This is a genomic window from Variovorax sp. GW821-FHT09B01, from assembly GCF_059418345.1.
Genome location: NZ_JBWKPQ010000014.1, coordinates 30,345 through 55,648, shown reverse-complemented (window position 1 = coordinate 55,648; position 25,304 = coordinate 30,345). Strand labels below are relative to the sequence as shown.

General features: G+C 70.5%; 21 protein-coding genes and 1 pseudogene. 21 read left to right on the top strand and 1 reads right to left on the bottom strand.

What is annotated here, in order from left to right:
- Nucleotides 1-85: 85 nt before the first annotated feature.
- Nucleotides 86-709 (bottom strand): type II secretion system protein N, encoded by a 624-nt coding sequence (locus tag AC07RV_RS29960; RefSeq protein ID WP_296780694.1) that lies wholly within the window; start codon nt 707-709, stop codon nt 86-88.
- A gap of 50 nt (nt 710-759) precedes the next feature.
- Between AC07RV_RS29960 and gspG the strand changes: the two genes are divergently transcribed.
- The 21 genes and pseudogenes from gspG to AC07RV_RS29855 all read left to right on the top strand — a co-directional run bounded on the left by gspG (nt 760) and on the right by AC07RV_RS29855 (nt 25,100).
- On the top strand, nt 760-1,200 hold the full coding sequence (gene gspG, locus AC07RV_RS29955) for a type II secretion system major pseudopilin GspG (protein WP_093355462.1): 441 nt from the start codon (nt 760-762) through the stop codon (nt 1,198-1,200).
- Nucleotides 1,175-1,651, top strand: coding sequence for a prepilin-type N-terminal cleavage/methylation domain-containing protein (locus AC07RV_RS29950; protein ID WP_093355460.1), 477 nt, complete (start codon nt 1,175-1,177; stop codon nt 1,649-1,651). Before gspG ends, AC07RV_RS29950 begins: the two co-directional genes overlap by 26 nt.
- Nucleotides 1,648-2,040 carry a type II secretion system minor pseudopilin GspI gene (gene gspI, locus AC07RV_RS29945; protein WP_093355458.1) on the top strand — a complete coding sequence of 131 codons (393 nt, stop codon included), beginning with the start codon at nt 1,648-1,650 and terminating at the stop codon, nt 2,038-2,040. Before AC07RV_RS29950 ends, gspI begins: the two co-directional genes overlap by 4 nt.
- Nucleotides 2,040-2,750 (top strand): PulJ/GspJ family protein, encoded by a 711-nt coding sequence (locus AC07RV_RS29940; protein ID WP_093355455.1) that lies wholly within the window; start codon nt 2,040-2,042, stop codon nt 2,748-2,750. Before gspI ends, AC07RV_RS29940 begins: the two co-directional genes overlap by 1 nt.
- Nucleotides 2,747-3,742 carry a type II secretion system minor pseudopilin GspK gene (gspK, locus tag AC07RV_RS29935; protein ID WP_296780686.1) on the top strand — a complete coding sequence of 332 codons (996 nt, stop codon included), beginning with the start codon at nt 2,747-2,749 and terminating at the stop codon, nt 3,740-3,742. Before AC07RV_RS29940 ends, gspK begins: the two co-directional genes overlap by 4 nt.
- A gap of 128 nt (nt 3,743-3,870) precedes the next feature.
- A complete protein-coding gene (gene gspL / locus AC07RV_RS29930; RefSeq protein ID WP_296780684.1) occupies nt 3,871-5,082 on the top strand; it encodes a type II secretion system protein GspL in 1,212 nt (403 codons plus the stop codon).
- Nucleotides 5,079-5,651, top strand: a complete 573-nt coding sequence (locus tag AC07RV_RS29925) for a type II secretion system protein M (protein WP_296780681.1) — start codon at nt 5,079-5,081, stop codon at nt 5,649-5,651. Before gspL ends, AC07RV_RS29925 begins: the two co-directional genes overlap by 4 nt.
- A 28-nt stretch (nt 5,652-5,679) precedes the next feature.
- Entirely contained in the window at nt 5,680-6,480 is an 801-nt protein-coding gene (gspN, locus tag AC07RV_RS29920) for a type II secretion system protein N (protein WP_296780679.1), read from the top strand.
- 7 nt (nt 6,481-6,487) lie between these two features.
- Nucleotides 6,488-8,821 carry a type II secretion system secretin GspD gene (gene gspD, locus AC07RV_RS29915; RefSeq protein ID WP_296780675.1) on the top strand — a complete coding sequence of 778 codons (2,334 nt, stop codon included), beginning with the start codon at nt 6,488-6,490 and terminating at the stop codon, nt 8,819-8,821.
- A 65-nt stretch (nt 8,822-8,886) separates the two neighbouring features.
- Nucleotides 8,887-10,278: a GspE/PulE family protein gene (locus tag AC07RV_RS29910; protein WP_208512537.1), complete on the top strand. Its 1,392-nt coding sequence runs from the start codon at nt 8,887-8,889 to the stop codon at nt 10,276-10,278.
- An 18-nt stretch (nt 10,279-10,296) separates the two neighbouring features.
- A complete protein-coding gene (gene gspF, locus AC07RV_RS29905) occupies nt 10,297-11,535 on the top strand; it encodes a type II secretion system inner membrane protein GspF (protein ID WP_093355440.1) in 1,239 nt (412 codons plus the stop codon).
- Between the two features lie 35 nt (nt 11,536-11,570).
- A complete protein-coding gene (locus AC07RV_RS29900; RefSeq protein WP_296780669.1) occupies nt 11,571-12,155 on the top strand; it encodes a DUF7822 domain-containing protein in 585 nt (194 codons plus the stop codon).
- A 17-nt stretch (nt 12,156-12,172) separates the two neighbouring features.
- A complete protein-coding gene (locus AC07RV_RS29895) occupies nt 12,173-13,171 on the top strand; it encodes a 5'-nucleotidase (protein WP_256223081.1) in 999 nt (332 codons plus the stop codon).
- 379 nt (nt 13,172-13,550) lie between these two features.
- A complete protein-coding gene (locus AC07RV_RS29890) occupies nt 13,551-13,733 on the top strand; it encodes a hypothetical protein (RefSeq protein ID WP_093355435.1) in 183 nt (60 codons plus the stop codon).
- Between the two features lie 37 nt (nt 13,734-13,770).
- The gene (locus AC07RV_RS29885) at nt 13,771-16,005 is read left to right on the top strand and encodes a phosphocholine-specific phospholipase C (RefSeq protein ID WP_296780663.1); all 2,235 of its coding nucleotides are present in this window, start codon (nt 13,771-13,773) and stop codon (nt 16,003-16,005) included.
- A 14-nt stretch (nt 16,006-16,019) separates the two neighbouring features.
- Nucleotides 16,020-18,086 (top strand): annotated as a pseudogene (locus AC07RV_RS29880) (phosphocholine-specific phospholipase C); the annotation flags it as partial.
- Between the two features lie 617 nt (nt 18,087-18,703).
- Nucleotides 18,704-18,886, top strand: coding sequence for a hypothetical protein (locus AC07RV_RS29875; protein ID WP_296780658.1), 183 nt, complete (start codon nt 18,704-18,706; stop codon nt 18,884-18,886).
- Nucleotides 18,887-18,918: 32 nt separating this feature from the next.
- Nucleotides 18,919-21,180 (top strand): phosphocholine-specific phospholipase C, encoded by a 2,262-nt coding sequence (locus AC07RV_RS29870; protein WP_296780655.1) that lies wholly within the window; start codon nt 18,919-18,921, stop codon nt 21,178-21,180.
- A 47-nt stretch (nt 21,181-21,227) separates the two neighbouring features.
- Entirely contained in the window at nt 21,228-22,130 is a 903-nt protein-coding gene (locus AC07RV_RS29865; RefSeq protein ID WP_057593776.1) for a LysR substrate-binding domain-containing protein, read from the top strand.
- A 119-nt stretch (nt 22,131-22,249) separates the two neighbouring features.
- Complete coding sequence (locus AC07RV_RS29860) at nt 22,250-23,665, top strand: nucleobase:cation symporter-2 family protein (RefSeq protein WP_296780650.1); 1,416 nt, start codon at nt 22,250-22,252, stop codon at nt 23,663-23,665.
- A gap of 1 nt (nt 23,666) precedes the next feature.
- Nucleotides 23,667-25,100, top strand: coding sequence for an 8-oxoguanine deaminase (locus tag AC07RV_RS29855; RefSeq protein WP_296780647.1), 1,434 nt, complete (start codon nt 23,667-23,669; stop codon nt 25,098-25,100).
- The last annotated feature ends 204 nt before the right edge of the window (nt 25,101-25,304 follow it).

Below are 25,304 nucleotides of genomic sequence, written 5' to 3'. Positions count from 1 at the left end.
GGCGCCACGGCGGCGCCCCTCCAAAAAAGAAAACCGGCGCGATGCCGGTTTTTTTCTTCCTGCCGAACGCGCGACGGCGCGAAGGCTACTGCGCAGTCGCCCCGCCCTGCCCGGGCTGCGGCATTGGCGCGCCCCCGTCCGGCTGCAGCACGCTGGCGGCGGGCGCCATCGCAGGCATGGTCGCGGGCAGGCCCCCGACATTCGCCGGCGCCTGCATCACGGGCGCCGTACCGATCGGCGGCGGCACGCTCACGTTGATCGGCGCCTTCACCGGCAGTTGCAAGGTGAAGGCGGCCGGCGCGTCCATCCGCGTGCCCAGCGTCGCCGAGCGCAGCCCGACCGACTGCAGCACATAGCCTTCGCCGACGCGCGCCCCCACGCGGAAGGGCCGGGGCGGCTTGCCGTCGACGGCGATCAGCGCCGCGCCCTGGCTCGAGGGGTCGGCCACCACGCCTGCGAGCGCGAAGCGGCTGGCCGCCTCGGGCGCCACCGGCGCATTGCTCGAGGCCGGCAGCACGCCGAAGATCCGCGCCACCGCGTCGGTGTCGGCGGCCGCGGCGGGCCGTCCGGCGGCAGCGGCCGCCGCCACGGTCTGCACCGGCGAAGCCAGCCGCAGCCCCCAGAACACGGCCGCGCCGGCCGCGAGCGCCCACAGGCCTGTGGTTGCGAGGGGCGCATGCCAGCGCGCGGCGGTATAGGGACTTGTCATGGCCGCGGATTATCATGCAGCGCGCTTTCCGAACCATGTCACCGAAATCCATGACCAAACTCCTTCGCGCCGCCACCCGTTCCGCCCAGCGCGGCTTCACGCTGATCGAGCTGATGGTGGTGCTCGTCATCATCGGCGTGCTGGCCGCGCTGATCGTGCCGAACGTGATCGAACGGGCCGATGACGCCCGTGTGACGGCGGCCAAGACCGACATCAACAACCTGATGCAGGCCCTCAAGCTCTACCGCCTCGACAACCAGCGCTATCCCACGGGCGAGCAGGGCCTGCAGGCGCTGCTGGTGCGCCCGACCACCGGCCCGGCCGCGCCCAACTGGAAGCCCTACGTCGAAAAGCTCCCGAACGACCCCTGGGGTCATCCCTACCAGTACATGAACCCGGGCATCAAGGGCGAAATCGACGTGCTCTCGCTCGGCGCCGATGGCCAGGCCGGCGGCGAGGGCAAGAATGCCGACATCGGCAGCTGGCAATAGCCGGGGCGGCCGCCAGGCTGCCGGCTTCACGCTGATCGAACTGATCGTGGTGATCGCGATCATCGCGATCGCGACGGCCGGCGTGAGCTTCGCGATGCGCGACAGCGGCCAGGCCCGGCTCGACCGCGAAGCCGACCGCCTCGCCGCGCTGCTCGAATCGGCCCGCGCCCAGTCGCGCGCCAGCGGCATCGCGGTGCGCTGGCGCCTGGTCGAGGGCGGCAGCTTCGTGTTCGACGGCCTGCCGCCCGGCACGCTGCCCAATGGCTGGGCCTCGCAGGGCATGACGGCGCAGGCCTTCTTCGCCAACGGCATTCCGGTCGCGACGCTGCTGCTCGGCCCCGATCCGATCATCGCGCCCCAGCAGGTGCTGCTGTCCTCCGACGGCCCGCCCGCGCGCACCCTGCGCATCGCGACCGACGGCCTGCGTCCCTTCTCGGTCAGCAATCCATGAGGCAGCGCGCCCCCCGCGCCGCGGCCGCCGCGCGGCGCCGTCGCGGCTTCACGCTGATCGAGGTGCTGATCGCACTCGGCATCGTCGCGCTCGCGCTGGCCGCGGGCTCCGAGGCGACGATGGCGCTCACGCGCAACGCGCAGCGCCAGTCCGACCTGCTGCTGGCCGACCTGTGCGCCGAGAACGAACTGGCCAAGGCCCGGCTCGCGCGCCAGATGCCGGGCGTGGGCATCTCGGGCTCCATCTGTGCCCAGGCCGGCACGAGCTTCAACGTGACGACCACTGTCTCCCCCACGCTGAACCCCAACTTCAACCGCATCGACGTGCAGGTGCGCGACACGGTCGATGCGCCGATCCTGCGCCTGTCGACGGTGGTGGGGCGCTACTGATGGACCGCACGCCTTTCCGCGCCCGGCCCGCGCGCGGCTTCACGCTGATCGAGCTGCTGGTCGCGCTCGCCGTGATGGCGCTGCTCGCGCTGGTCAGCTGGCGCGGGCTCGACGGCATGTCGCGCGCCACCACGCAGAACCAGCTGCGCGCCGACGCGGTGCTCACGCTGCAGACCACGCTGGCGCAATGGAGCGCCGACCTCGACGCGGTGGTCGCGCTCGCGCAGACCCGCCCGATCGACTGGGACGGCCGCGTGCTGCGCCTCACGCGCAGCGGCGGCGACGCCGCCAACCCCAGCGTGCTGGTGGTGGCCTGGACGCTGCGTGCCGGCCCCGACGGCGTGCGCTGGCGCCGCTGGCAATCGCCGCCCTTCAGCACCCGCGGCGCCTGGCAGCAGGCCTGGACCCAGGCCGCCTCGTGGGCGCAGGAGAACGGCGGTGCGCAGGGCAGCTACGGCGGCCCCAACGGCTTCAGCGACACGGTGCTGATCCCGGTGCAGAACTGGCAGCTCTACTACTTCCGCAACGACGTCTGGGTGCCTGCTGGCGAGCTGCAGGCCACGCCAGCCAATCCGCAGGCCCCGATCGGCTCGATCGTCAGCATGCCCGACGGCGTGCGGCTGGTGCTCACCCTGCCGCCGGGCGACGGCCTCTCGGGCACGCTCACGCGCGACTGGGTGCGGCCCACCGTGGGATCGCAACGCTCATGACGCCACGCCATCACCACCGCCATCGGCAGGCCGGCGCCGCGCTGCTGGCCGCCATGCTCACCGTGACGCTGGTCGCCACCTTCGCCGCCGCCGCGCTGTGGCAGCAGTGGCGCGCGTCCGAGGTCGAATCGGCCGAGCGCGCGCGCGTGCAGGCGGCCTGGGTGCTGGTCGGCGCGCTCGACTGGTCGCGCCTGATCCTGCGCGAGGACGGCCGCGCCGGCGGCTCCGACAACCTGGCCGAGCCCTGGGCCGTGCCGCTCGAGGAAGCGCGGCTCACCAGCTTCCTGGCGGCCGACAAGAACGTCTCGAGCGACCAGCTCGAAGGCCTGCCCGATGCCTTCCTCTCGGGGCGCATCGTCGATGCGCAGTCCAAGCTCAACGTGCTGACGCTGGTGAATGCCGGCAAGCCGGTGCCGGCGGCGCTCGCCGCCTTCACCAAGCTGTTCGGGCTGCTGAACCTGCCGGGCGCGGAGCTCAATGCGATGACCGCCTCGCTGGCGCGCACGCTGGGCACCACCACCGATGCCTCCGCCGGCGCGCCGGCCGACGACGGCGCCAGCGCGCCGCTGATGCCGCAGGAGGTGTCGCAGCTCGTGTGGCTCGGCCTCTCGCCCTCGACCGCGGCGGCGCTCGAGCCCTACGTCACGGTGCTGCCGATCCGCACGCCGATCAACGTCAACACGGCCAGCGCCGAAGTCCTCGCCGCCAGCCTGCCGCGGCTCACCATCGCCGACGCCCGCCAGCTCGTGGAGCGGCGCACGCGCTCGTATTTCAAGGACATCGCGGCCGCCAATGCCGGCCTGCCCGACGGCATCCTGTTCAACGCCGAGCAGCACAGCGTCGGCACGCAATTCTTCGAGGTCTACGGCCGCCTGCGCATCGACCGCACCTGGGTCGACGAGCGTTCGCTGCTGCAGCGCGACGGCGTCACCGTCAAGACCATCTGGCGCACGCGTGGCACCGGCGCCACCTACACCTCGGTCAAACCCTGAGGCCCGTTACATTTTTCCGAGCATAAAAGCCTTCCAACGCCCGTCATATCTGTCAGGTACGCTATGAAAAACGTAGTGCGCCTTTGTAAGACGCCCACCTACAATCACCGGCTTTTCCCCACACCCCCATGACCCCGCTGCTGCTCATCGCTCCCCTGCCTCCGGCCGACGCCGCGGGCGAGTACGACTGGGCCCAGGCCGGCGACGACGGCATCGTGCTGCGCGACCATGGCCGCGCACTGCTCGCGCTGCTGCCCTCGGGCAGCGAGGTCACGCTCGGCGTGCCGTCGACCGCGCTCTCGTGGCACCGCGTCACGCTGCCCAAGGGCAGCATGGGCAGCGCCTCCAAGCTGCGCGCCGTGCTCGACGGCCTGCTCGAGGAACACCTGCTCGACGACCCCGAGGCGCTGCACTTCGCGCTCGAACCCGAGGCGCGCGCCGGCGATCCGGTGTGGGTCGCGGCCTGCAACCGCATCTGGCTGCGCTCGGTGGTGCAGGCGCTCGAGGCCAGCGGCCGGCGCGTCACCCGCATCGTTCCCGAGTTCGCGCCGCAGCCGGCCGACGGCCCGCCGCAGTTGCTGATCACCGGCGAGCCCGAAGCCCCGCAGCTCACCGTCTGCGATGCCGACGGCGTGGTCTCGCTGCCGCTCGCGGGCGCCGGCCTCGCGCTCTCGGCCGGCCTGCCGGCCGACACCGCCGTGATCTCGGCCGAACCGGCCGTGGCCGCGGCGGCCGAGCGGCTGCTCGAGCAGCGCGTGCCGATCGTGCAGGCGCCGCAGCGCTGGCTCCAGGCCGCGCGCTCGCGCTGGGAGCTCGCGCAGTTCGACCTCGCGGTCACGGGCCGCGCGCGCGCCGGCAAGAAATTCGCCTCCGTGGTTCAGACCCTGCGCTACGCGCCCGAATGGCGCGCCGCGCGCTGGGGCGCGGTGGTGCTGGTGCTCACGCAGCTGATCGGCCTCAACGCCTGGGCCTGGAAGGAGCGCAGCGCGCTCGAGGCCAAGCGCGAAGCCGTCAAGGGCGTGCTCACGCAGACCTTCCCCACCGTCAAGCTGGTGGTCGACGCGCCGCTGCAGATGCAGCGCGAAGTCGCCGCGCTGCAGCTCGCCGTGGGCGACGTGGCCAGCGGCGACTTCGAACCCATGCTCGGCGCGCTCGCCGGCAACCTGCCGCCGGGCCGCGTGCCGAGCGCCATCGACTACGTGGCCGGCCAGTTGCGGCTGCGCGGCCTCGGGCTGCAGCCCTCCGAGGTCTCGCAGCTCACGTCCGCGATGGCGCCGCGCGGCTACGGCGTGCGCACCGAAGGCGATCTGCTGCTGGTACAGGCCGAGGCCACCCGATGAAATTCACCGAAGAACTCAAGGCCCGCTGGGCCGTCCTCGCGATGCGCGAGCGCCGCATGGTGATCACCGCCGTCTCGCTGGTGGCGCTGGCCCTGCTGTGGTGGATCGCGCTCGCGCCCGCGCTGCGCACCCTCTGGGCCGCGCCGGCCGAGCATGCCAAGCTCGACGCGCAGCTGCAGCAGATGGCCACCCTGCAGAACCGCGCCAAGGCGCTGCAGTCGCAGCCGCGGCTGGCGCGCGACGACGCGCTGCGCGCGCTCGAGACCTCGGTGCGCCAGGGCATCGGCGCCAGCGGCCAGCTGATGACCGGTGGCGGCGGCTCCGGCGACGTCGCCACCGTCACGCTGCGCCCCACCGCCGCCGATGCGCTCGCGCAATGGCTCGCGCAGGCGCGCGGCAATGCCCACGCGGTGCCGCGCGAAGCGCACCTCACGCGCGCGGTCGCCGCCACCCCGCCACCGACCCTGGGCACCGGCGCGGCGCAGGCCGCCGCGCGCGACAAGGCCTCCGAGCCGCCGCAGATCCGCTGGGAGGGCACCCTGGTCATGACGCTGCCGGCCGCGCGATGAGCCGCCCCCTCCACCGGTGCACCCGGCCATGGTGACGCGCGCCCCGCTGTCTTCCCCCAAGCCGCGCCGCGGCTGGCGCTGGGCGGTGCTCGGCATCGTCGTCGGCGCGCTGCTCGCGCTGGTGCTGTTCTCGCCCGCGCGCTGGCTCGCGGCCGGCCTCTCGAGCTGGAGCGACGGCCGCCTGCTGCTGGTCAATCCGCGCGGCACGGTCTGGAACGGCGCCGCGGCCGTGGTGTTCGCGAGCGGCGCGGGCGGCGGCGAAGCCGTCTCGCTGCCCGGCACGCTCAACTGGCGCCTGCGGCCGAGCTGGGGCGGCGTGTCGGCTTCGCTCGACCTGCCCTGCTGCGCCGCCCAGCCGCTCGAGCTGCGCGCCGGCCCGCGCGCCGGCGGCGTGCAGATCGACTGGGGCGACGGCCGCTCGCGCTGGCCCGCCACCATGCTCAGCGGCCTCGGCGCGCCCTGGAACACGCTCAAGCTCGAAGGCACGCTCGACCTCTCGACGCGCGCCTTCTCGCTGCGCACCGACGGCCCGGTGCTGCGCATCGCGGGCCAGGCCACGCTCGACGCCACCGACGTTTCCTCCAGCCTCTCGACCCTGCGGCCGATGGGCAGCTACCGCCTCGCGCTCGAGGGTGGCAACCGCCCCTCGCTGCTGCTGAGCACGCGCCAGGGCAGCCTCGAGCTCAACGGCAGCGGCAGCTGGAACGGCACCGCATTCCGCTTCAACGGCGAGGCCAGTGCCGCGCCGGGCAGCGAAGACGCTCTCTCCAACTTGTTGAACATCATCGGGCGGCGCGACAACGCGCGCTCGATCATCACCCTGGGTTGACCTGACCATGACGACGCCCCTGTCCTCCTTCCCCCGCGCCTCCCGTGGCCTGGTCGCGCATGCGGTCCGGCTGCTGATCGCCGCCACCTTCCTGCAGGCCGCGCCGCTCGCGCTCGTGCCCGCCTTCGCGCAGGGCGAAGCGCCGCGCCGCGGCGAGCCGATCACGCTGAACTTCGCCAACGCCGACATCGAGGCCGTGGCGCGCACCATGGCGGTGGTCACGGGACGCGACGTGGTGGTCGATCCGCGCGTGAAGGGCACGATGAACCTCGTGACCGACCGCGCGATCCCGCCCTCGGCCGCCTTCAACCAGTTCGCCTCCGCGCTGCGGCTGCAGGGCTTCGCGGTGGTCGAGGCCGACGGCCTCTACAAGATCGTGCCCGAGGCCGACGCCAAGCTGCAGACCAGCACCGTCACCACCACCACGGGCGGCACCGCCTCGGTGGCGGGCAACCAGATCATCACGCAGATCTTCCGCCTCAACTACGAGTCGCCGAACAACCTGCTGCCGGTGCTGCGCCCGCTGATCCCGCCGAACAACACCATCAACGTGAACCCGGGCAACAACTCGCTCGTGATCACCGACTACGCCGAGAACATGCGCCGCCTTTCGCGCATCATCGCGGCGCTCGACGTGCCCAACGCCTCCGACATCGACGTGATCCCGCTCAAGCACTCGATCGCCACCGACATGGTGCCGCTGATCCAGCGCCTGGTCGACGGCGGCGGCGCCACCGGCCAGCCCGGCGCGGCCGCGGCCGGCGGCGGCACCGATGCCTCGTTCCGCACCACGCTGATGGCCGATCCGCGCAGCAACGCGCTGATCCTGCGCGCGGCCAATCCGGCGCGCGCGGCGCTGGTGCGCACGCTGGTCGACAAGCTCGACCGCCCCGCCATCGACAGCAGCAATGGCGCGGCCGGCAACATCTACGTGGTCTACCTGAAGAACGCCGACGCGGTGCGGCTCGCGGCCACGCTGCGCGCGGCCATGGCGGCGGCGCAGACCAACAACCAGGGCCAGCCCGGCGCGGCCGGCGGTGCCGCCGGCGCGGCCGCGGCGCAGTCGCAACCCAACCTGTCGGCGGCGATGCCGGTCAACTTCGGCAACAGCAACTCGCAGGGCGGCAGTTCCCCGCAGGCGAGCGCGCCGCTGAACAACGCCAACCAGCCCTCCACCGGCGGCCAGATCCAGGCCGACCCGTCGACCAACTCGCTGATCATCACCGCGCCCGAGCCGCAGTACCGCCAGATGCGCGCCGTGATCGACAAGCTCGACGGCCGCCGTGCCCAGGTCATGATCGAGGCGCTGGTCGTCGAAGTGAACGCGACCAAGGCCGCGCAGTTCGGCGTGCAATGGCAGAGCGCGCTCGGCAACAACGCGGTGCTCGGCACCAACTCGAGCCTGACCGGCACCAACCTGCTGGCGCTCACGACGGCGATCGCCACGCGAAACCCGCAGGGCATCTCGCTGCCGCAGGGCTTCAACATCGGCATCGGCGGCAAGATCGGCGGCCACTACGTGCTGGGCGCCATCGCCAACTTCTTCGCCAGCGACAACGACACCAACGTGCTGTCCACGCCGAACCTGCTGACGCTGGACAACGAGGAAGCCAAGATCGTGATCGGCCAGAACGTGCCCTTCCCGACCGGCTCCTACTCGAACCCCACCACCGGCGGCCTCAACCCCTTCACCACCGTCGAACGCAAGGACGTCGGCCTCACGCTGCGCGTGCGCCCGACCATCAACGAGAACGGCACGGTGAAGATGACGATCTTCCAGGAGATCTCGACCGTGCTGCCCGGCAGCCAGACTGACCCGAACGGCCCCACCACCAACAAGCGCTCGCTCGAATCGAGCGTGCTGGTGGAAGACGGCGGCCTCGTCATGCTGGGCGGCCTGCTGTCCGACAACTACGGCAACAAGATCGAGAAGGTGCCGCTGGCCGGCGACATCCCGGTCGTGGGCAATCTGTTCAAGAACGAGACCCGCTCGCGCGAGAAGAACAACCTGATGATGTTCCTGCGCCCGGTCGTGATGCGCGATGCCGCCTCCACCGAGGCCTTCGCCTTCGATCGTTACGACCAGATCCGCGCGCTGCAGGTCCAGGCCCAGCCCGACACCGGCAACCCGATGCTCAACAAGGTCGATGCCGCGCCGATCCTGCCCGACACGCCGCTGACGCGCGCGCCCCGCGCGCCCTCGGGCAGCCTGCGCGAGGAAGGCACGCAGCTCATCCCGCCGCCGATCCCCGCGCCCGACAACCGCAAGCTGCCGGCCAGCCCGTTGCGCGGCGCCCTGCCCCCCACCGCCGACCCGGCCACGCAGCGCGAAATGCCCTGAGGCCCGAAGGCCGCACGCCCGCCCCGTTCGAAACCCGCACCGACCACGCCCCGCCGACCCGCCCCATGCGCTATCCCCTGCCCTACGCCTTCGCCCGCAGCCAGCAACTGCTGCTCGAAGAGGCCGACGACGGCCGCTACACGCTGTGGATGTCGAGCCACCCCGCGCGCAGCGCCGTCGGCGAGGTCGCGCGCAAGTACGGCGTGCGGGCCTTCGAGGTGCTGGCCGACGGCCCGCTCGCGCAGCGCATCAGCGCCGCCTACGCGCAGGGCGAATCGAGCGCCGCCGCGGTGGTCAGCGAGGTGCAGAGCGATGCCGACCTCTCGCGCATGATGCAGGAGCTGCCGGCGGTCGAGGACCTCTTGGAGAGCGCGGGCGACGCGCCCATCATCCGCATGCTCAACGCGCTGCTCACGCAGGCCGCGCGCGACGGCGCCAGCGACATCCACATCGAGCCCTACGAGCGCACGTCGTCGGTGCGCTTTCGCATCGACGGCACGCTGCGCGAGGTGGTGCAGCCCAACCGCGCGCTGCATGCCGCGCTGATCTCGCGCCTGAAGATCATGGCCGACCTCGACATCTCCGAGAAGCGGCTGCCGCAGGACGGGCGCATCTCGCTGCGCATCGGCACGCGCGCGGTCGACGTGCGGGTGTCGACCCTGCCGAGCGCGCACGGCGAACGCGCCGTGCTGCGGCTGCTCGACAAGAGCGAGTCGAAGCTCACGCTCGAATCGGTGGGCATGCTGGGCGACACGCTGGAGCGCTTCGAGAAGCTGATCACGCAGCCGCACGGCATCATCCTCGTGACCGGCCCCACCGGCTCGGGCAAGACCACCACGCTGTATGCCGCGCTGGCCCGGCTCGATGCGAGCCGCAGCAACATCATGACGGTGGAAGACCCGATCGAGTACGAGCTGCCGGGCGTGGGCCAGACCCAGATCAACGCCAAGATCGAGCTCACCTTCGCCAAGGCCCTGCGCGCCATCCTGCGGCAGGACCCGGACGTGATCATGATCGGCGAAATCCGCGACTTCGAGACCGCGCAGATCGCGATCCAGGCCTCGCTCACCGGCCACCTGGTGCTGGCCACGCTGCACACCAACGACTCGGTCAGCGCGGTCACGCGTCTCACCGACATGGGCGTCGAGCCCTTCCTGCTGAGCTCCTCGCTGCTGGGCGTGCTCGCGCAGCGGCTGGTGCGCAAGGTCTGCACCAGCTGCGGCGGCGCCGGCTGCGAGGCCTGCGGCCAGACCGGCTACCAGGGCCGCACCGGCATCTTCGAGCTGCTGGTGGCCGACGAGACCATCCAGGGCCTGATCCACAGCAAGGCGGCCGAGAGCGAACTGCTCAAGGCCGGCGCGCGCGGCGGCCTGCGCCTGATGCGCGAGGACGGCGAGCGGCTGGTGCAGGCCGGCATCACCTCGCGCGCCGAGCTGCTGCGCGTCACGCGCGACTAGCGCAGCACCGGTTCCGCCATGCCCGCCTATTCCTTCGAAGCCATCGATGCCGCCGGCCAGTCGCGCGAAGGCGTGCTGGAGGCCGACACCGCGCGCAGCGCGCGCAGCATGCTGCGCGCCCAGGCGCTGATCCCGCTGTCGGTCAAGCCGGTCGGCAGCGACCACGTCAACGGCACCGGCCAGCGCAGCGGCCTCTCGCGCTGGCTCGGCGGCGGCAAGCGGGTCTTCAATTCCACCGGCCTCGCGGTCTGGACGCGCCAGCTCGCGGGCCTGGTCTCCTCGGGCCTGCCGCTCGAGCGCGCGCTCACGGCGCTCACCGACGAGGCCGAATCGGAACAGCAACGCAACCTCGTGGCCTCGCTGCGCGCCGAGGTCAACGCCGGCTCGCCGTTCGCGCGCGCGCTGTCGGCGCACTCGCGCGAGTTCTCGCCGATCTACACCGCCGTGATCGGCGCCGGCGAGCAGAGCGGCAACCTCGGCCTGGTGCTCGACCGCCTGGCCGACGACCTCGAGGAACGCCAGGCGCTGCAGCAGAAGCTGGTCGGCGCGGCGCTCTATCCGGCCATCGTCACGCTGGTGGCGATCGTGATCGTGATCTTCCTCGTGAGCTACGTGGTGCCGCAGGTGGCCCAGGTGTTCGCGGGCACAAAGCGCTCGCTGCCCTTCCTCACCACCGTGATGCTGGGCCTCAGCGCCGCGGTGCGCAACTACGGCTGGTGGATGCTCGGCATCGTGCTGCTGTCCGCCGTCGGCGCGCGGCTGGCGCTGGCGCAGGAGGCCTTCCGCCTCAAGTTCGATGCCGCCTGGCTCAAGCTGCCGCTGGTGGGCAAGCTCGCGCGCGGCTACAACGCGGCGCGCTTCGCGAGCACGCTCGCCATGCTGGCCACCGCCGGCGTGCCGATCCTGCGCGCGCTGCAGGCCGCCGCCGAGACCCTGAGCAACCGCGCCATGCGCGCCGACGCGCTCGACGCGCTGGTGCTGGTGCGCGAGGGCGCGCCGCTGGCCTCGGCGCTGGCGCAGAAGAAGCGCTTTCCGGGCCTGGTATCGATGTTCGCGCGGCTCGGCGAACAGACCGGCACGCTGCCGCTGATGCTGCAGCGCGCCTCCAACCAGCTCGGCGCCGAAGTGCAGCGCCGCGCCATGCACCTGGCGACCATCCTCGAGCCGCTGCTGATCGTGGCGATGGGTGGCGTGGTGATGCTGATCGTGCTGGCCGTGATGCTGCCGATCATCCAGCTCAACCAGTTCGTGAAGTAGCGCCCGCGGTTCGGCCGCGGGCAAGGAACACGCCGATGGCCAATCGAAGCTACCTCTACGCCAGCGCCGCCCTGCCGGACGCAGGCGCTCGCCCGTCCGCGCTGCGCGGCATCTCCGAATACGCGTACGACGTGCCGCTGGTGTTCCGCCTGCTGGTGTCGTGCGAGACCCGGCCCTGCCGCTCGGCGATCTGGGACGAGCCCGAGCCGCTCGCGCTGGCCGGGCGTTGCGGCCCGGGCATCGCGCGCGTCGCCGCCTTCCTCGCGCGCATCGACCATCCCGCGATCTCGCCGATGCGCGAGGACGCACTGCGCTTCCTGGCCGAACACACGCGGCCCGACGAGTGGTTCGTGCTCGAGCCGGCCGAGGTGCTGAGCATGGGCGACGCGCCCGTGGCCAGCGAGGTCGAGAAGCTGCGCCAGGGCCTGGCCGACCTCGATGCCGAGATCGAGCGCACGCTCGCCGCGCTCGCGCCGCGCCCGAAAAGTTTCTGGCAGCGCCTGCTGCCGCCCGCGCAGCAGGTGGTCGAGACACCGATCCGCGAGCTCGGCCTGGGCCACTGGTCGGATACGCTCTACTTCTCGTTCGACGCAGCCGACGACGGCCGCGCCGACTCCTGACCGCACAACCGCACGCCATGCCCGTCACCCTCGAAGACAAGCTCGTGGTCGCGATCTCCTCGCGCGCCCTGTTCAACCTCGAAGAAGAGAACAAGATCTTCGAGTCGGGCGACGACACGGGCTACATGAAGCTGCAGCTCGACCGGCTCGACGTGCCGGCCGCGCCCGGCATCGCCTATTCGCTGATCCGCAAGCTGCTGCGCTTCAACGACGACGGCGTGCAGCGTGTCGAGGTCGTGATCCTCTCGCGCAACGACCCGGTCTCGGGCATGCGCATCTTCCGCTCCAGCGCCGCGGCCGACATCAAGCTGCAGCGCGGCGTGTTCACCCAGGGCCGCCCGCCCTTCGGCTATTTGCGCGCGCTGCGCGCGCACCTGTTCCTGTCGGTCAACGCGCAGGACGTGCGCGAGGCGCTGGGCGCCGGCTTCCCGGCCGCGCGCGTGCTGGTCGAATCGGTGAAGGCCGGCGATGCCTGGCCCAACGAGGTGCGCATCGCCTTCGACGGCGACGCCGTGCTGTTCAGCGACGAGGCCGAGCGCGTGTTCCAGGCCGAGGGCCTCGATGCCTTCCAGGCGCACGAGGCGAGCAAGGTCGACCTGCCGCTGCCCGGCGGCCCGTTCAAGCCGCTGCTGGCCGCGCTGCACCGGCTGCAGATGGCGGGCAATGCGCAGATGCGCATCCGCACCGCGCTGGTCACGGCGCGCAGCGCGCCCGCGCACGAGCGCGCCATCCGCACGCTGATGAACTGGAACATCCGGGTCGACGAGGCCATGTTCCTCGGCGGCCTGCCCAAGGGCGAGTTCCTGCGCGAATTCGAGCCCGACTTCTTCTTCGACGACCAGACCGGCCATGTCGATGCGGCGGCACGGCATGTGCCGGCGGGGCATGTGTCGAGCGGGATCAGCAACGAGGTCTCGGTGCCCGCGGTCGAAGCCGTGAAGAAGGCCGTGAAGGCGCCGGCGAAAAAGCGCGCCGCCAAGGCCGCGGCCAAGCCCCCGAAGCCGCGTTCGCGCTGACCACCGGCGCCGCCCCGGCGCCCACCTCGCGGTCGAACGCATCGACCGCCTCCCTCTCCGTTCTTTCGCAGCCATGGCGAGCGCGATGTCATGCGCATGCCTCGCCGTTGTCACGCCCGATTCACCGCAAAGTCACGGGCTCTCCCTAATCTTCGTCGCTGTCTCAACGCCTGCTTTCAAGGCCCTCGCCACTTGGCACAGGGCCTGTTGCGCCTCGCACGCGGCGCCTGGCTACAACTGAATACGTAAGTTCAAGAACGCCAAACTTCCGCGCGATGTCGGCGCGGCGAGATCGCTTTTTTCATCGACACCGCGAGCGCTCCGGACGGGCCGGCTCAAGGCGTCGCCACGCACACCACCACCCCAGAGAGGATCGACCATGAACCCCACGCTTTCCCATCACCTGCTGCGTCTCGTGCCAGCCGCCCTGCTGGCCTGCCTGCTTTCCGCCTGCGGTGGCGGAAGCGATGGCGGCGGCTTCTTCGGCGGCCTTCCGGGCGCGGGCAATCCCGGCGGTGGCACGCCGCCCGTCACCGAGCCCGTGAAGCGCTGTGCACCGTGAACGCGGCCTTGTCGAAGCACCCCAGGACGCCCACGCGATGACCACCAACTCCCGCCGCCATTTCCTCACCGGCGCCGCCACCACCGGCGCCGCCGCGCTCGCGCTCTCGGCCTTTCCGCCGAGCATCCGCCGCGCCCTCGCGATTCCCGCCAACAACAAGACCGGCACGATCCAGGATGTCGAGCACGTCGTGATCCTGATGCAGGAGAACCGCTCGTTCGACCACTACTTCGGCACGCTGATGGGCGTGCGCGGCTTCGGCGATCGCTTCACGATTCCGCTGCCGGACGGCAAGAACGTCTGGCAGCAAGCCGACGACAAGGGCAACCTCGTGCTGCCCTACCACCTCGACCAGACCAAGGGCAACGCGCTGCGCTCGGGCCAGACCCCGCACGACTGGTCCGACGGCCAGAACGCCTGGGACGGCGGCCGCAACGACCAGTGGCCGCGCTACAAGGGCTCGCTCTCCATGGGCTACTACAAGGAAGCGGAAGTGCCCTACCAGATGGCGCTGGCCAATGCCTTCACCCTGTGCGACGGCTACCACTGCAGCATGCACGCGGGCACCAATTCGAACCGCATGTTCGTCTGGAGCGGCACCAACGGCCCCACCGGCGCCGGCGTGGCCACGGTCACCAACGAATGGGATGACAGCTACACGCCACCCTCGACCAGCGGCTACCAGTGGAAGACCTACCCCGAGCGCCTGCAGGCGGCGGGCGTGCGCTGGATCGTGTACGAAAACATGCGCGACAACTTCGGCGACAACCCGCTCACCGGCTTCAAGCAGTACCGCCAGGCCAGCGAGGCATCGGGCAAGCCGATCAACAGCAGCGGCACCGTGCCCGCCTACGACCCGGCCAGCGACGACGTCGGCAACCCGCTGTACAAGGGCATCGCCAACACCATGCCCGGCACCGGCGTGAACGAGTACCTGAACACCTTCCGCAACGACGTGAAGAGCGGCAGGCTGCCGCAGGTGTCGTGGATCGTCGCGCCTGCCACCTACTCCGAGCACCCCGGCCCCTCCAGCCCCGTGCAGGGCGCCTGGTACATCCAGGAGGTGCTGGATGCGCTCACCGCCGTGCCCGAGGTGTGGAGCAAGACCGTGCTGTTCATCAACTTCGACGAGAACGACGGCTTCTTCGACCACTATCCGTCGCCAGCCGCGCCGTCGATCGACGCGAACAAGAAGCCCGCCGGCAAGACCACGCTGAGCGACGCACAGCTCGCATTCGAATATCACAACTACCCGGCGCCTCCCGGCACCGCCAAACAGGCCAAGTACCCCCCGGATGGCCGGGTCTTCGGACCGGGCAAGCGCGTTCCCATGTACGTGGTCTCGCCCTGGAGCCGCGGCGGCTGGGTCAATTCGCAAGCCTTCGACCATACCTCGGTGCTGCGCTTCATCGAGACGCGCTTCGGCGTGCAGGAGCCCAACATCAGCCCGTTCCGGCGCGCGGTGTGCGGCGACCTCACGAGCGCGTTCAACTTCGCCAACCCGAACGGCGAGACCTTGCCCACGCTCGCGGGACGCAAGAGCCTGGACGAGGCCAACCAGCTGAGCAAGTCGCAGGAGTTCGAGGCTGATGGCACGACCAAGCGCCCGAAGGTTCCCCTGCCGCTCAATCCTCAACTGCCACGCCAGGCCACCGGCACGCGACCCTCGCGTGCCTTGCCCTACGAGCTGCACACCAGCGCACGCGCCAATGCCGTCGGCGGGACGATCCAGCTCGTCTTCGCCAACACCGGCAAGGCCGCCGCCGTCTTCCATGTCTACGACCGGCTGCACCTCGATCGCCTGCCGCGCCGCTTCATGGTGGAGCCGGGCAAGCAGCTCGACGATGCCTGGAACGCGATGAGCGACGACAGCGGCGCCTACGACCTCTGGGTGCTCGGACCGAACGGCTATCACCGCCACTTCAAGGGCGACCTCAACCGGCTGCGCGCGGGCGGCGCCGCCATCCCCGAGGTGCGCGTGTGCTACGACATCGCCAACGGCAACGTCTACCTCGAGATGCTCAACGCCGGACAGGCCGCCGCGAAGTTCACGGTGCGCGCCAAGGCCTACCGCGACGACGGTCCGTGGAGCGCGAGCGTCGCGGGCGGCGCCAAGGCCGAGCTGCACTGGGACCTCGCCGCCAGCGGCGCCTGGTACGACTTCGTCGTGAGCTGCGATGCCGATGCGAGTTGGCAGCGCCGCTTCGCGGGCCGCGTCGAAACCGGCAAGCATGGCGTGAGCGATCCCGCCCTGGGCATGGCCGATCTCTGAGGACAACGCACGCGATGAACTCCCGCCGCAACTTCCTCACCGGTGCCGCCACCACCGGCGCCGCCGCGCTCGCGCTCTCGGCCTTTCCGCCAAGCATTCGCCGCGCTCTCGCCATTCCCGCCAACAACAAGACGGGCACGATCCAGGACGTCGAGCACATCGTGATCCTGATGCAGGAGAACCGCTCGTTCGACCAGTACTTCGGCACGCTCCAGGGCGTGCGCGGTTTCGGCGACCCGAGGCCGATCGCGCTGCCCAACGGCAAGCCCGTCTGGTACCAGCCCCGGGGCAGCGGCTACGTGCTGCCTTACCACCCGGATGCCGGCAACCTCGGCTCGAAATACGTCTCGGGCCTGCCCCACGGCTGGACCGACGGGCACAACGCCTGGAACAAGGGCCGCAACGACGGCTGGGTGACGGCCAAGGGCAGCCGCACGATGGCCTACATGACGCGTGAGGACATCCCCTTCCATTTCGCGCTGGCCGACGCCTTCACGATCTGCGACGGCTACCACTGCTCGCTGCTGGGTCCCACCGATCCCAATCGCTACTACATGTTCAGCGGCTGCTGCGGCAACGACGGCACCAACGGCGCCACCGGCGGGCCCGACATCTCGAACGGCGAAACCGGCAACTACAGCTGGACGACCTATCCCGAGCGGCTCGAGGCCGCAGGCATCTCCTGGAAGATCTACCAGGACATCGGCAAGGGACTGAACGCACAGGGCAACTGGGGCTGGGTGGGCGACGACGGCTTCATCGGCAACTACGGCGACAACTCGCTGCTGTACTTCAAGCAGTACCGCGCCGCCAGGCCCGGTGATGCGCTCTACGAGAAAGCCCGGACCGGCACCAACATCGCGGTCAGCGGAACGCTCTTCGACCAGCTCAAGAGCGACGTCGCCAACAACACGCTGCCGAAGGTGTCGTGGATCGCCGCGCCCGAAGCCTATACCGAGCACCCCGACTGGCCGTCGAACGGCGGCGCCTGGTACATCGACCAAGTGCTGCAGACGCTGACCTCGAACGCGGAGGTCTGGAGCAAGACCGTGCTGCTCGTGACCTACGACGAGAACGACGGTTCGTTCGACCACATGCCGCCGCCCTTCGCGCCGTCCTCGGCGGATCAGGGCCAATCCACGGTCAGCACCAAGAACGAGTACCACACCGACGGCCAGCCTTTCGGCCTGGGCGTGCGTGTCCCGATGCTCGTGATCTCTCCCTGGTCCAAGGGCGGCTGGGTCAATTCGCAGGTGTTCGACCACACGTCGATCGTGCGCTTCATCGAAGCCCGGTTCGGCGTGCAGGAACCGAACATCTCGCCCTGGCGCCGCGCGGTCTGCGGCGACCTGAACACGGCTTTCGATTTCGCCCATCCCGATCCGGTCATTCCCGCGCTGACCTCCACCGCGGGCTACATACCGCCCACGACGAACCCCGGCAGCTATCAGTCGCAGGTGCCCACCGTGCAGACGCTGCCGAGGCAAGAACCCGGCCAGCGACCCGCCCGCGCCATCCCCTACGAACTGTTCGTGCATGGCAGGACCGACAGCGCGGCCGGCAGGTACTGGCTCGACTTCGGCAACACCGGTGGCGTGGCCGCGGTGTTCCATGTCTATGCCGGCAATCGCACCGACGGCCCGTGGGTCTACACCGTCGAAGCGGGCAAGAAGCTCTCCGACTACTGGAGCGCCGTGGCGCTCACGCAGGGCAACTACGACTTCAGCGTCCACGGCGCCAATGGCTTCCTGCGCCAGTTCAAGGGCAATGTATCGACGGCCACCAGCGTGGGGCATGCCAATCCGGAAGTTGCCGCCTGCTACGAACTGACCCGTCGCAACATCGTGCTGACGCTCCGGAACACGGGCGATACGCCATGCCGGCTCAGCGTGACCAACGGCTATGGCAGCGCCGCGGCTCGCGACTTCAGCCTGAGCGCCGGTGCCAGCGTCGAGGACACCTGGGACTTGGCCACGAGCGACGGCTGGTACGACCTGTCCATCACGGCCGACACCGGCGACGGCTTCCTGCGGCGCTTCGCGGGGCATGTCGAGACCGGCCAGCCGAGCAAGTCCGATCCGAAGCTCGACCTGCCACCGCCGCCGGTCATTCCCGCCGATCCGCCACCGCCCGTCGTGCCCGCGACACTGGCGGCCTTGAAGCCCAGCATCCCCGCGGGAAGCACGATCGACTTCAGCTACAGCGTGCCGGATGCAAGCCTGAGCGCCACCAACTGGATCGGTCTCTTTCCCTCTTCGAGCACGGTGCCGACCCAGGCCGGCTATCGCACGTACAGCATCTACGAGTACGCGCCCCGATCCAGTGGCCAGGTGACGCTGAAGACGGCCGCTCTTGCCGCGGGCACCTACAAGGCATGGCTGTTGGCCAACGATGGGTACGAGGCTCTCGCGGGACCGGTGACGTTCACGGTGACTTGAGGCAACGCACCTCCGGGTAGTCGACACGCGACACGCTCCAGCTTCACTCCCGCAGCCTTCCCACCAAGCCGGACACGGTACGCGCGAGCCCTTCGCGCGCTGCCTGTCCGGCTTTGGTATTCATCGTGCGCGCAGGCGCAACGCGCGCTTACACCTGGGCCTCGTTCTTCACTCGACTGTCATTGCCGCTTCCTACCGTGGCAGTGGCGGCGCGCTCCTCGTCGCCTCTTCACAAGAAAACACACCTGCGAGGATTTCCCATGCATCTCTTCTTCTCGCGCGCACGGCTGCTGCCGGCGCTGATCCTGGCCTGCACCCTCGCCGCCTGCGGTGGCGGCAGCGGCGGCGGCTTCGGCGGACTGCCCGGCACGGGCAACCCGGGCGACGGCGGCACGCAGAACCCGCCCGCCATCACGCAGCCTGTGATGCGCTGCGCGCCCTGATACAACGGCCCGAAAAACAACACGACAAGACCATGACCTCACGCCGCAAATTCCTCACCGGCACCGCCACCACCGGCGCCGCCGCGCTCGCGCTCTCGGCCTTTCCGCCGGCCATCCGCCGCGCGCTCGCGATTCCCGCCAACAACAAGACCGGCACCATCCAGGACGTCGAGCACATCGTGATCCTGATGCAGGAGAACCGTTCGTTCGACCACTACTTCGGCACGCTGCAGGGCGTGCGCGGCTTCGGCGACCGCTTCCCGATCCCGCTGCCCAACGGGCTCAACGTGTGGCAGCAGCTCGACGAGAACGGCAAGGTGGTGCTGCCCTATCACCTCGACGGCAGCAAAGGCAATGCGCAGCGCGTGAGCAGCACGCCGCACACCTGGGTCGACTCGCACAACGCCTGGGACGGCGGCCGCCTCTACCAGTGGCCGCGCTACAAGAAGGTCAGCAGCACCGCGCCCTACGTGCAGTCGATGGGCTACCTCGCCGAGGCCGAGCTGCCGTTCCAGTTCGCGCTGGCCAACGCCTTCACGATCTGCGACGACTACCACTGCGCGATGCACACCGGCACGCACGCCAACCGCTCGTTCCACTGGACCGGCACCAACGGCCCCACGGGCGGCAACGTGGCCTACGTGAACAACGTCAATGCCTGGAGCTCGACCGGTCCCTCGACCGAGGGCTACGAATGGAAGACCTATGCCGAGCGCCTGCAGGACGCGGGCGTGAGCTGGATGGTCTACCAGAACATCCCGAACAACTACGGCTGCAATCCGCTGCTGGGCTTCAAGAACTTCCGCAAGGCCAACGAGGCCTCGTCCAAGCCGGTCAGCACCTCGCTGCCGCAGGGCGCATCGCCGGCCTACGCGCCCGGCGACGACGCCGGCAACCCGCTCTACAAGGGCACGGCCAACACGCTGCCGGTGGCCCACCAGGCGGCCTTCGACGCGGGCGCGATCATGGATGCCTTCCGCGCCGACGTGAAGGCCGGCCGGCTGCCGGCGGTGTCGTGGGTGATCCCGCCCGACGTCTACTCCGAGCACCCCGGTCCCTCGAGCCCGGTGCAGGGCGCGTGGTACATCCAGCAGGTGCTGGAGGCGCTCACCGCCGTGCCCGAGGTCTGGAGCAAGACCGTGCTGTTCGTGAACTTCGACGAGAACGACGGCTACTTCGACCACGTGCCCTCGGCCTCGGCGCCCTCGCCCATCGCATCGGCCGATCCCTCGGTGAAGGCCTTCGCGGGCAAGACCACGATGTCCGACGCGGACCTGAGCTTCGAGTACTTCAACCATCCCAAGCCGCCGGGCATGACGCAGTCGCAGCCCACGCCCGACGGCAACGTCTACGGCCCCGGCATGCGCGTGCCGATGTACGTGATCTCGCCCTGGAGCCGAGGCGGCTGGGTCAACTCGCAGACCTTCGACCACACCTCGGTGCTGCGCTTCGTCGAGGCCCGCTTCGGCGTGAAGGAAAGCAACATCGGCCCGTTCCGCCGCGCGGTCAACGGCGACCTCACGAGCGCCTTCAACTTCGCCAATCCCAACGGCGAGGCGCTGCCCACGCTCGCGGGCCGCCGCACCAAGGCCGAGGCCGACCAGCTGCGCGCCGCGCAGCAGGCGCTGCCGCAGGTCACGCCGCCGGCCAACGGCCTGCTGCCGCGCCAGGCCACGGGCACGCGGCCCTCGCGCGCGCTGCCCTACGAGCTGCACACCAGCGCCAGGGCCGACGCGGCCGGCGGCACGCTGCAGCTGCTGTTCGCCAACACCGGCAACGCGGCCGCCGTGTTCCATGTCTACGACCGCCTCAACCTCGACCGCCTGCCGCGCCGCTACATGGTCGAAGCCGGCAAGTCGCTCGACGACCGCTGGAACGCGACCGCCGACAACGCCGGCCGCTACGACCTCTGGGTGCTCGGCCCCAACGGCTACCACCGCCATTTCCAGGGCGACCTCAGCGCATTGCGCGCCGGCGGCGCGGCCGTGCCCGAGCTGCGCGTGTGCTACGACATCGCCAACGGCAACGTCTACCTCGAGATGATGAACGGCGGCCAGGCCGCGGCGAAGTTCAGCGTGCGCGCCAAGGCCTACCGCGACGACGGCCCGTGGACCGCGACCGTCGCGGGCGGCGCCAAGGCCGAGCTGCACTGGGAGCTCGCGGCCAGCGGCCAGTGGTACGACTTCGCTGTCACCTGCGATGCCGATCCGGCCTACTACCGCCGCTTCGCCGGCCGCGTCGAGACCGGCAAGCATTCGGTCAGCGATCCCGCGCTGGGCTTGCCCGACCTCTGACCCCGCATGCATGATCCCCCCGCGCCCACGGTGGCGCGGGAGATGTCATGCACGCCAAGGTGGTCCGGTACTTCGTCGAGGTGGTTCGCGCGGGTTCGATCCGCAAGGCGGCCGCGCAGCTGCACGTGGTGCCGACCGCGATCAACCGGCAGATCCTCAACCTCGAGGAGGAGCTGGGCGCGCCGCTGTTCGAGCGCATCCACAACACGCTCAAGCTCACGCCGGTGGGCGAGCTGGTGCTGGCGCATGCGCGCGGCACGCTGCGCGAGTTCGACGGCGTGCGCCAGCGCATCGAGGCCATGCGCGGGCTGCGCCAGGGCGAGGTCACGCTGGCCACCACCGCCGGGCTCGCCGACGCCTTCCTGCCGGGCGTGGTGCGGCGCTTTCGCGCGGCCCATCCCGGCATCCAGCTCAAGCTGCTGGGCCTGCCGATCGCGGCCGTGCTGCACGGCGTGCGCGAAGGCGACGCCGACCTCGCGCTGGCCTACGACGTGCCAGCCACGGCGGGTTTTCGCACGCTGTTCGCGAGCGAATGGCCGATCGGCGCGGTGGTGCCGCCCGGCCATGCGCTCACGGCCCATGCGAGCACCGTGCTGGCCGAGTGCGTGGGCCATCCGCTGCTGCTGCCCGCGCCCTCGCTGTCGATCCGGCCGATCATCGACGCCGCCTTCGAGCGTTCGGGCCTGCGCGCCTCGCCGGTCATCGAGACCACCTCCACCGCGCTGATGCGCCGCCTGGTGCGCGAGGGCGAGGGCATCACGCTGCTCAACCGGCTCGACGTGGCCGAGGAGATGCACGACGGCTCGCTGGTCTTCGTGCCGCTGCGCGACGCCACCCTGCCGGCCCAGACGCTCACGCTCGAGACCCGCGCCGCGCAGGCACCGAGCCCCGCGGCCGAGCTGTTCGCGAACCATGTGACGGCCTGCCTCGACGAGCTGCTCGCGCCCTGAACAGGGCGCCGGGGGCCGTCCACTTTTTGTGCACGGGGCGCGCCATTTATTGACTTTGCGCGTTCGAAGGCCCGGCTCCTAGACTGCCGCGCCGGTCATCGGCCGGAAGGAAAAGTCCCATGTTTTCGAACGACAAAAAGACCCCCGCAGGAGACGGCGAAGGGGTCGACCAGAAGCTTCCCCTCATGCGCTGCGGCGCGCTGAGCCTGCAGCACGTGCTCGTGATGTACGCGGGCACGGTGGCGGTGCCCCTGATCGTGGGCGGCGCGCTCGGCCTCTCAAAGGCCGACATCGCCTTCCTCATCAATGCCGACCTGCTGGCGGCCGGCATCGCCACGCTGGTGCAGGCCATCGGCTTCTGGCGCTTCGGCATCCGCATGCCCGTGATGATGGGCGTGACCTTCGCGGCCGTCGGCCCGATGATCGCCATCGGCATCGATCCCTCGCTGGGCCTGCCCGCGATCTACGGCGCCACCATCGTGGCGGGGCTGTTCGGCATCGTGCTCGCGCCGCTGATGGGGCGCGTGCTCGGCGTGTTCCCGCCGCTGGTGACGGGCACGGTCATCACGCTGATCGGCGTCTCGCTGATGGTGGTGGCGATCCACTGGGCCGCGGGCGGGCAGCCCACCTCGACGCGCAGCATCGAGGGCGTGGCGCATGCGGTGGCCAACCCGGCCTACGGCGAGCCGGTGAACCTCGCCATCGCCGCGGCGGTGCTGGCGGCGATCATCGCGATCACGCGCTTCGGCAAGGGCCTCATCGCCAACATCGCGGTGCTGCTGGGCATCGTCTTCGGCGTGCTGCTGTCGCTGGCGCTCGGCCGCATGCAGTTCGACGGCCTCGAGGAAGCGAGTTGGATGGCCCTGACCACGCCCTTCCACTTCGGCCTGCCGCGCTTCGAGCTCACGGCCATCGCCTCGATGTGCATCGTGATGCTGATCACCCTGGTCGAATCGACCGGCATGTTCCTCGCGCTCGGCGAGATCACGGGCCGCAAGGTCGACACCGACGCGCTCTCGCGCGGCCTGCGCGCCGACGGCCTGGGCACGGTGATCGGCGGCGTGTTCAACACCTTCCCCTACACCTCGTTCTCGCAGAACGTGGGGCTGGTCACGGTCACGGGCGTGCGCTCGCGCTACGTGGCGGCCGGCGGCGGCGTGCTGCTGATCGCGCTCGCGCTGTTCCCCAAGGTCGCGCACGTGGTGGCCTCCGTACCCTCCTTCGTGCTCGGCGGCGCGGGCATCGTGATGTTCGGCATGGTCGCGGCCACCGGCATCCGCATCCTCGGCAGCATCGACTACGCGCGCGAGCGCCACGCGCTCTACGTGATCGCGATCTCCGTCGGCCTCGGCCTGATTCCCACGCTGTCGCCGAACTTCTTCCAGCACTTCCCGGCCTGGACCCATCCGCTGACGCACAGCGGCATCGTGCTCGGCACCGTCGCCGCGGTGCTGCTCAATCTCTTCTACAACGGCGTGCAGTCGAGGGAGCGTTCCTTCACACTGGCGGCACGCACCTCGCACGGAACCGAATGACATGAGCCCCTCCACCGCCTCCACCGCTTCCTCGCCCCGGCCGTTGCGCGTGCTGCGCCACGCCGACGTGCTCGTCACCATGGACGCCGCGCGGCGCGAGATCGCCGACGGCGCGCTGGTGATCGACGGGCCGGCCATCGCCTGGGTCGGTGCCACGGCCGAGCTGCCGCCGGTCTACCTCGAGGCGCTGCGCAGCGGCGCCGCCGAGGCCATCGACCTGCACGGCCACGTGCTGATGCCGGGCCTGGTGAACACCCACCACCACATGTACCAGAGCCTCACGCGCGCGGTGCCCGAGGCGCAGGACGCCGAGCTGTTCGGCTGGCTCACCAACCTCTACCTGCTGTGGGCGCGGCTCACGCCCGAGATGATCCGCGTGTCGACCCAGACCGCGATGGCCGAGCTGATGCTCTCGGGCTGCACCACCACCAGCGACCATCTCTACCTGTTCCCCAACGGCGCGCGGCTCGACGATTCGATCGAGGCTGCCGCCACGATGGGCATGCGCTTCCATGCCGCGCGCGGCAGCATGAGCGTGGGCCGCAGCGCCGGCGGCCTGCCGCCCGACGAGGTGGTGGAGAGCGAGGCCGCGATCCTGCGCGACAGCGAGCGGCTGATCGATCGCTGGCACGACGCCTCGCGCCATTCGATGCGGCGCATCGTGCTCGCACCCTGCTCGCCGTTCTCGGTCTCGCGCGAGCTCATGCGCGACTCGGCGCTGCTCGCGCGCGAGCGCGGCGTGTCGCTGCACACGCACCTGGCCGAGAACGACAACGACGTCGCCTACTCGCGCGAGAAGTTCGGCATGACGCCGGCCGAGTACGCCGAGGACCTGGGCTGGGTCGGCCACGACGTCTGGCATGCGCACTGCGTGAAGCTCGACGAAGCGGGCATCGCCCTCTTCGGTCGCACAGGCACCGGCGTGGCCCACTGCCCGTGCTCGAACATGCGGCTGGCCTCGGGCATCGCGCCCATCGGCGCCATGCGCCGCGCCGGCGTGCCGGTGGGCCTGGGCGTGGACGGCAGCGCCTCGAACGACGGCGCCCACCTGCTCGGCGAGGCGCGCCAGGCCATGCTGCTGCAGCGCGTGGGCCATGGCCCGGCCGCGATGACGGCGCGCGAGGCGCTCGAGATCGCGACCCTGGGCGGCGCGCGCGTGCTGGGCCGCGACGACATCGGCGCGCTCGCGCCCGGCATGTCGGCCGACGTCGTGGGCTTCGACCTGCGCGGCGTGTCGCACGCGGGCGCGTGGCACGACCCGGTGGCGGCGCTGGTGTTCTGCACGCCGGCCTCGGCCGCGCTCAGCATCATCGACGGCCAGGTGCGCATCCGCGAGGGCCGCTTCGTCGATCTCGAGCTGCCGCCGCTGCTCGCGCGGCACCGCGAGCTCGCGCGCACGCTGTACGAGCGCGCGCGGCATCCGCACACGGCCTGACGACGCTGATTCCCACCTGACCGGCGTGCGCTTTCGCAACGCCGGATGCGAACCTTCGCCCTAGGCAGCTACCCGCATTGCGGGCGTCATGCCTCGTCCGCAGAATCCGCTGGCTCGAATAGAACGAGCGTTCGATTTTGTCGGCCAGGGCGAGAACCATCGGCCGATGTTCCAGATGCACGACAACAACAGGGAACACCAGCG

Bases quoted from the DNA above. Each gene is read 5' to 3' on its own strand.
- AC07RV_RS29960 (WP_296780694.1), bottom strand. From the start codon at position 709: ATGACAAGTCCCTATACCGCCGCGCGCTGGCATGCGCCCCTCGCAACC.
- gspG (WP_093355462.1), top strand. From the start codon at position 760: ATGACCAAACTCCTTCGCGCCGCCACCCGTTCCGCCCAGCGCGGCTTC.
- AC07RV_RS29950 (WP_093355460.1), top strand. From the start codon at position 1,175: ATGCCGACATCGGCAGCTGGCAATAGCCGGGGCGGCCGCCAGGCTGCC.
- gspI (WP_093355458.1), top strand. From the start codon at position 1,648: ATGAGGCAGCGCGCCCCCCGCGCCGCGGCCGCCGCGCGGCGCCGTCGC.
- AC07RV_RS29940 (WP_093355455.1), top strand. From the start codon at position 2,040: ATGGACCGCACGCCTTTCCGCGCCCGGCCCGCGCGCGGCTTCACGCTG.
- gspK (WP_296780686.1), top strand. From the start codon at position 2,747: ATGACGCCACGCCATCACCACCGCCATCGGCAGGCCGGCGCCGCGCTG.
- gspL (WP_296780684.1), top strand. From the start codon at position 3,871: ATGACCCCGCTGCTGCTCATCGCTCCCCTGCCTCCGGCCGACGCCGCG.
- AC07RV_RS29925 (WP_296780681.1), top strand. From the start codon at position 5,079: ATGAAATTCACCGAAGAACTCAAGGCCCGCTGGGCCGTCCTCGCGATG.
- gspN (WP_296780679.1), top strand. From the start codon at position 5,680: ATGGTGACGCGCGCCCCGCTGTCTTCCCCCAAGCCGCGCCGCGGCTGG.
- gspD (WP_296780675.1), top strand. From the start codon at position 6,488: ATGACGACGCCCCTGTCCTCCTTCCCCCGCGCCTCCCGTGGCCTGGTC.
- AC07RV_RS29910 (WP_208512537.1), top strand. From the start codon at position 8,887: ATGCGCTATCCCCTGCCCTACGCCTTCGCCCGCAGCCAGCAACTGCTG.
- gspF (WP_093355440.1), top strand. From the start codon at position 10,297: ATGCCCGCCTATTCCTTCGAAGCCATCGATGCCGCCGGCCAGTCGCGC.
- AC07RV_RS29900 (WP_296780669.1), top strand. From the start codon at position 11,571: ATGGCCAATCGAAGCTACCTCTACGCCAGCGCCGCCCTGCCGGACGCA.
- AC07RV_RS29895 (WP_256223081.1), top strand. From the start codon at position 12,173: ATGCCCGTCACCCTCGAAGACAAGCTCGTGGTCGCGATCTCCTCGCGC.
- AC07RV_RS29890 (WP_093355435.1), top strand. From the start codon at position 13,551: ATGAACCCCACGCTTTCCCATCACCTGCTGCGTCTCGTGCCAGCCGCC.
- AC07RV_RS29885 (WP_296780663.1), top strand. From the start codon at position 13,771: ATGACCACCAACTCCCGCCGCCATTTCCTCACCGGCGCCGCCACCACC.
- AC07RV_RS29875 (WP_296780658.1), top strand. From the start codon at position 18,704: ATGCATCTCTTCTTCTCGCGCGCACGGCTGCTGCCGGCGCTGATCCTG.
- AC07RV_RS29870 (WP_296780655.1), top strand. From the start codon at position 18,919: ATGACCTCACGCCGCAAATTCCTCACCGGCACCGCCACCACCGGCGCC.
- AC07RV_RS29865 (WP_057593776.1), top strand. From the start codon at position 21,228: ATGCACGCCAAGGTGGTCCGGTACTTCGTCGAGGTGGTTCGCGCGGGT.
- AC07RV_RS29860 (WP_296780650.1), top strand. From the start codon at position 22,250: ATGTTTTCGAACGACAAAAAGACCCCCGCAGGAGACGGCGAAGGGGTC.
- AC07RV_RS29855 (WP_296780647.1), top strand. From the start codon at position 23,667: ATGAGCCCCTCCACCGCCTCCACCGCTTCCTCGCCCCGGCCGTTGCGC.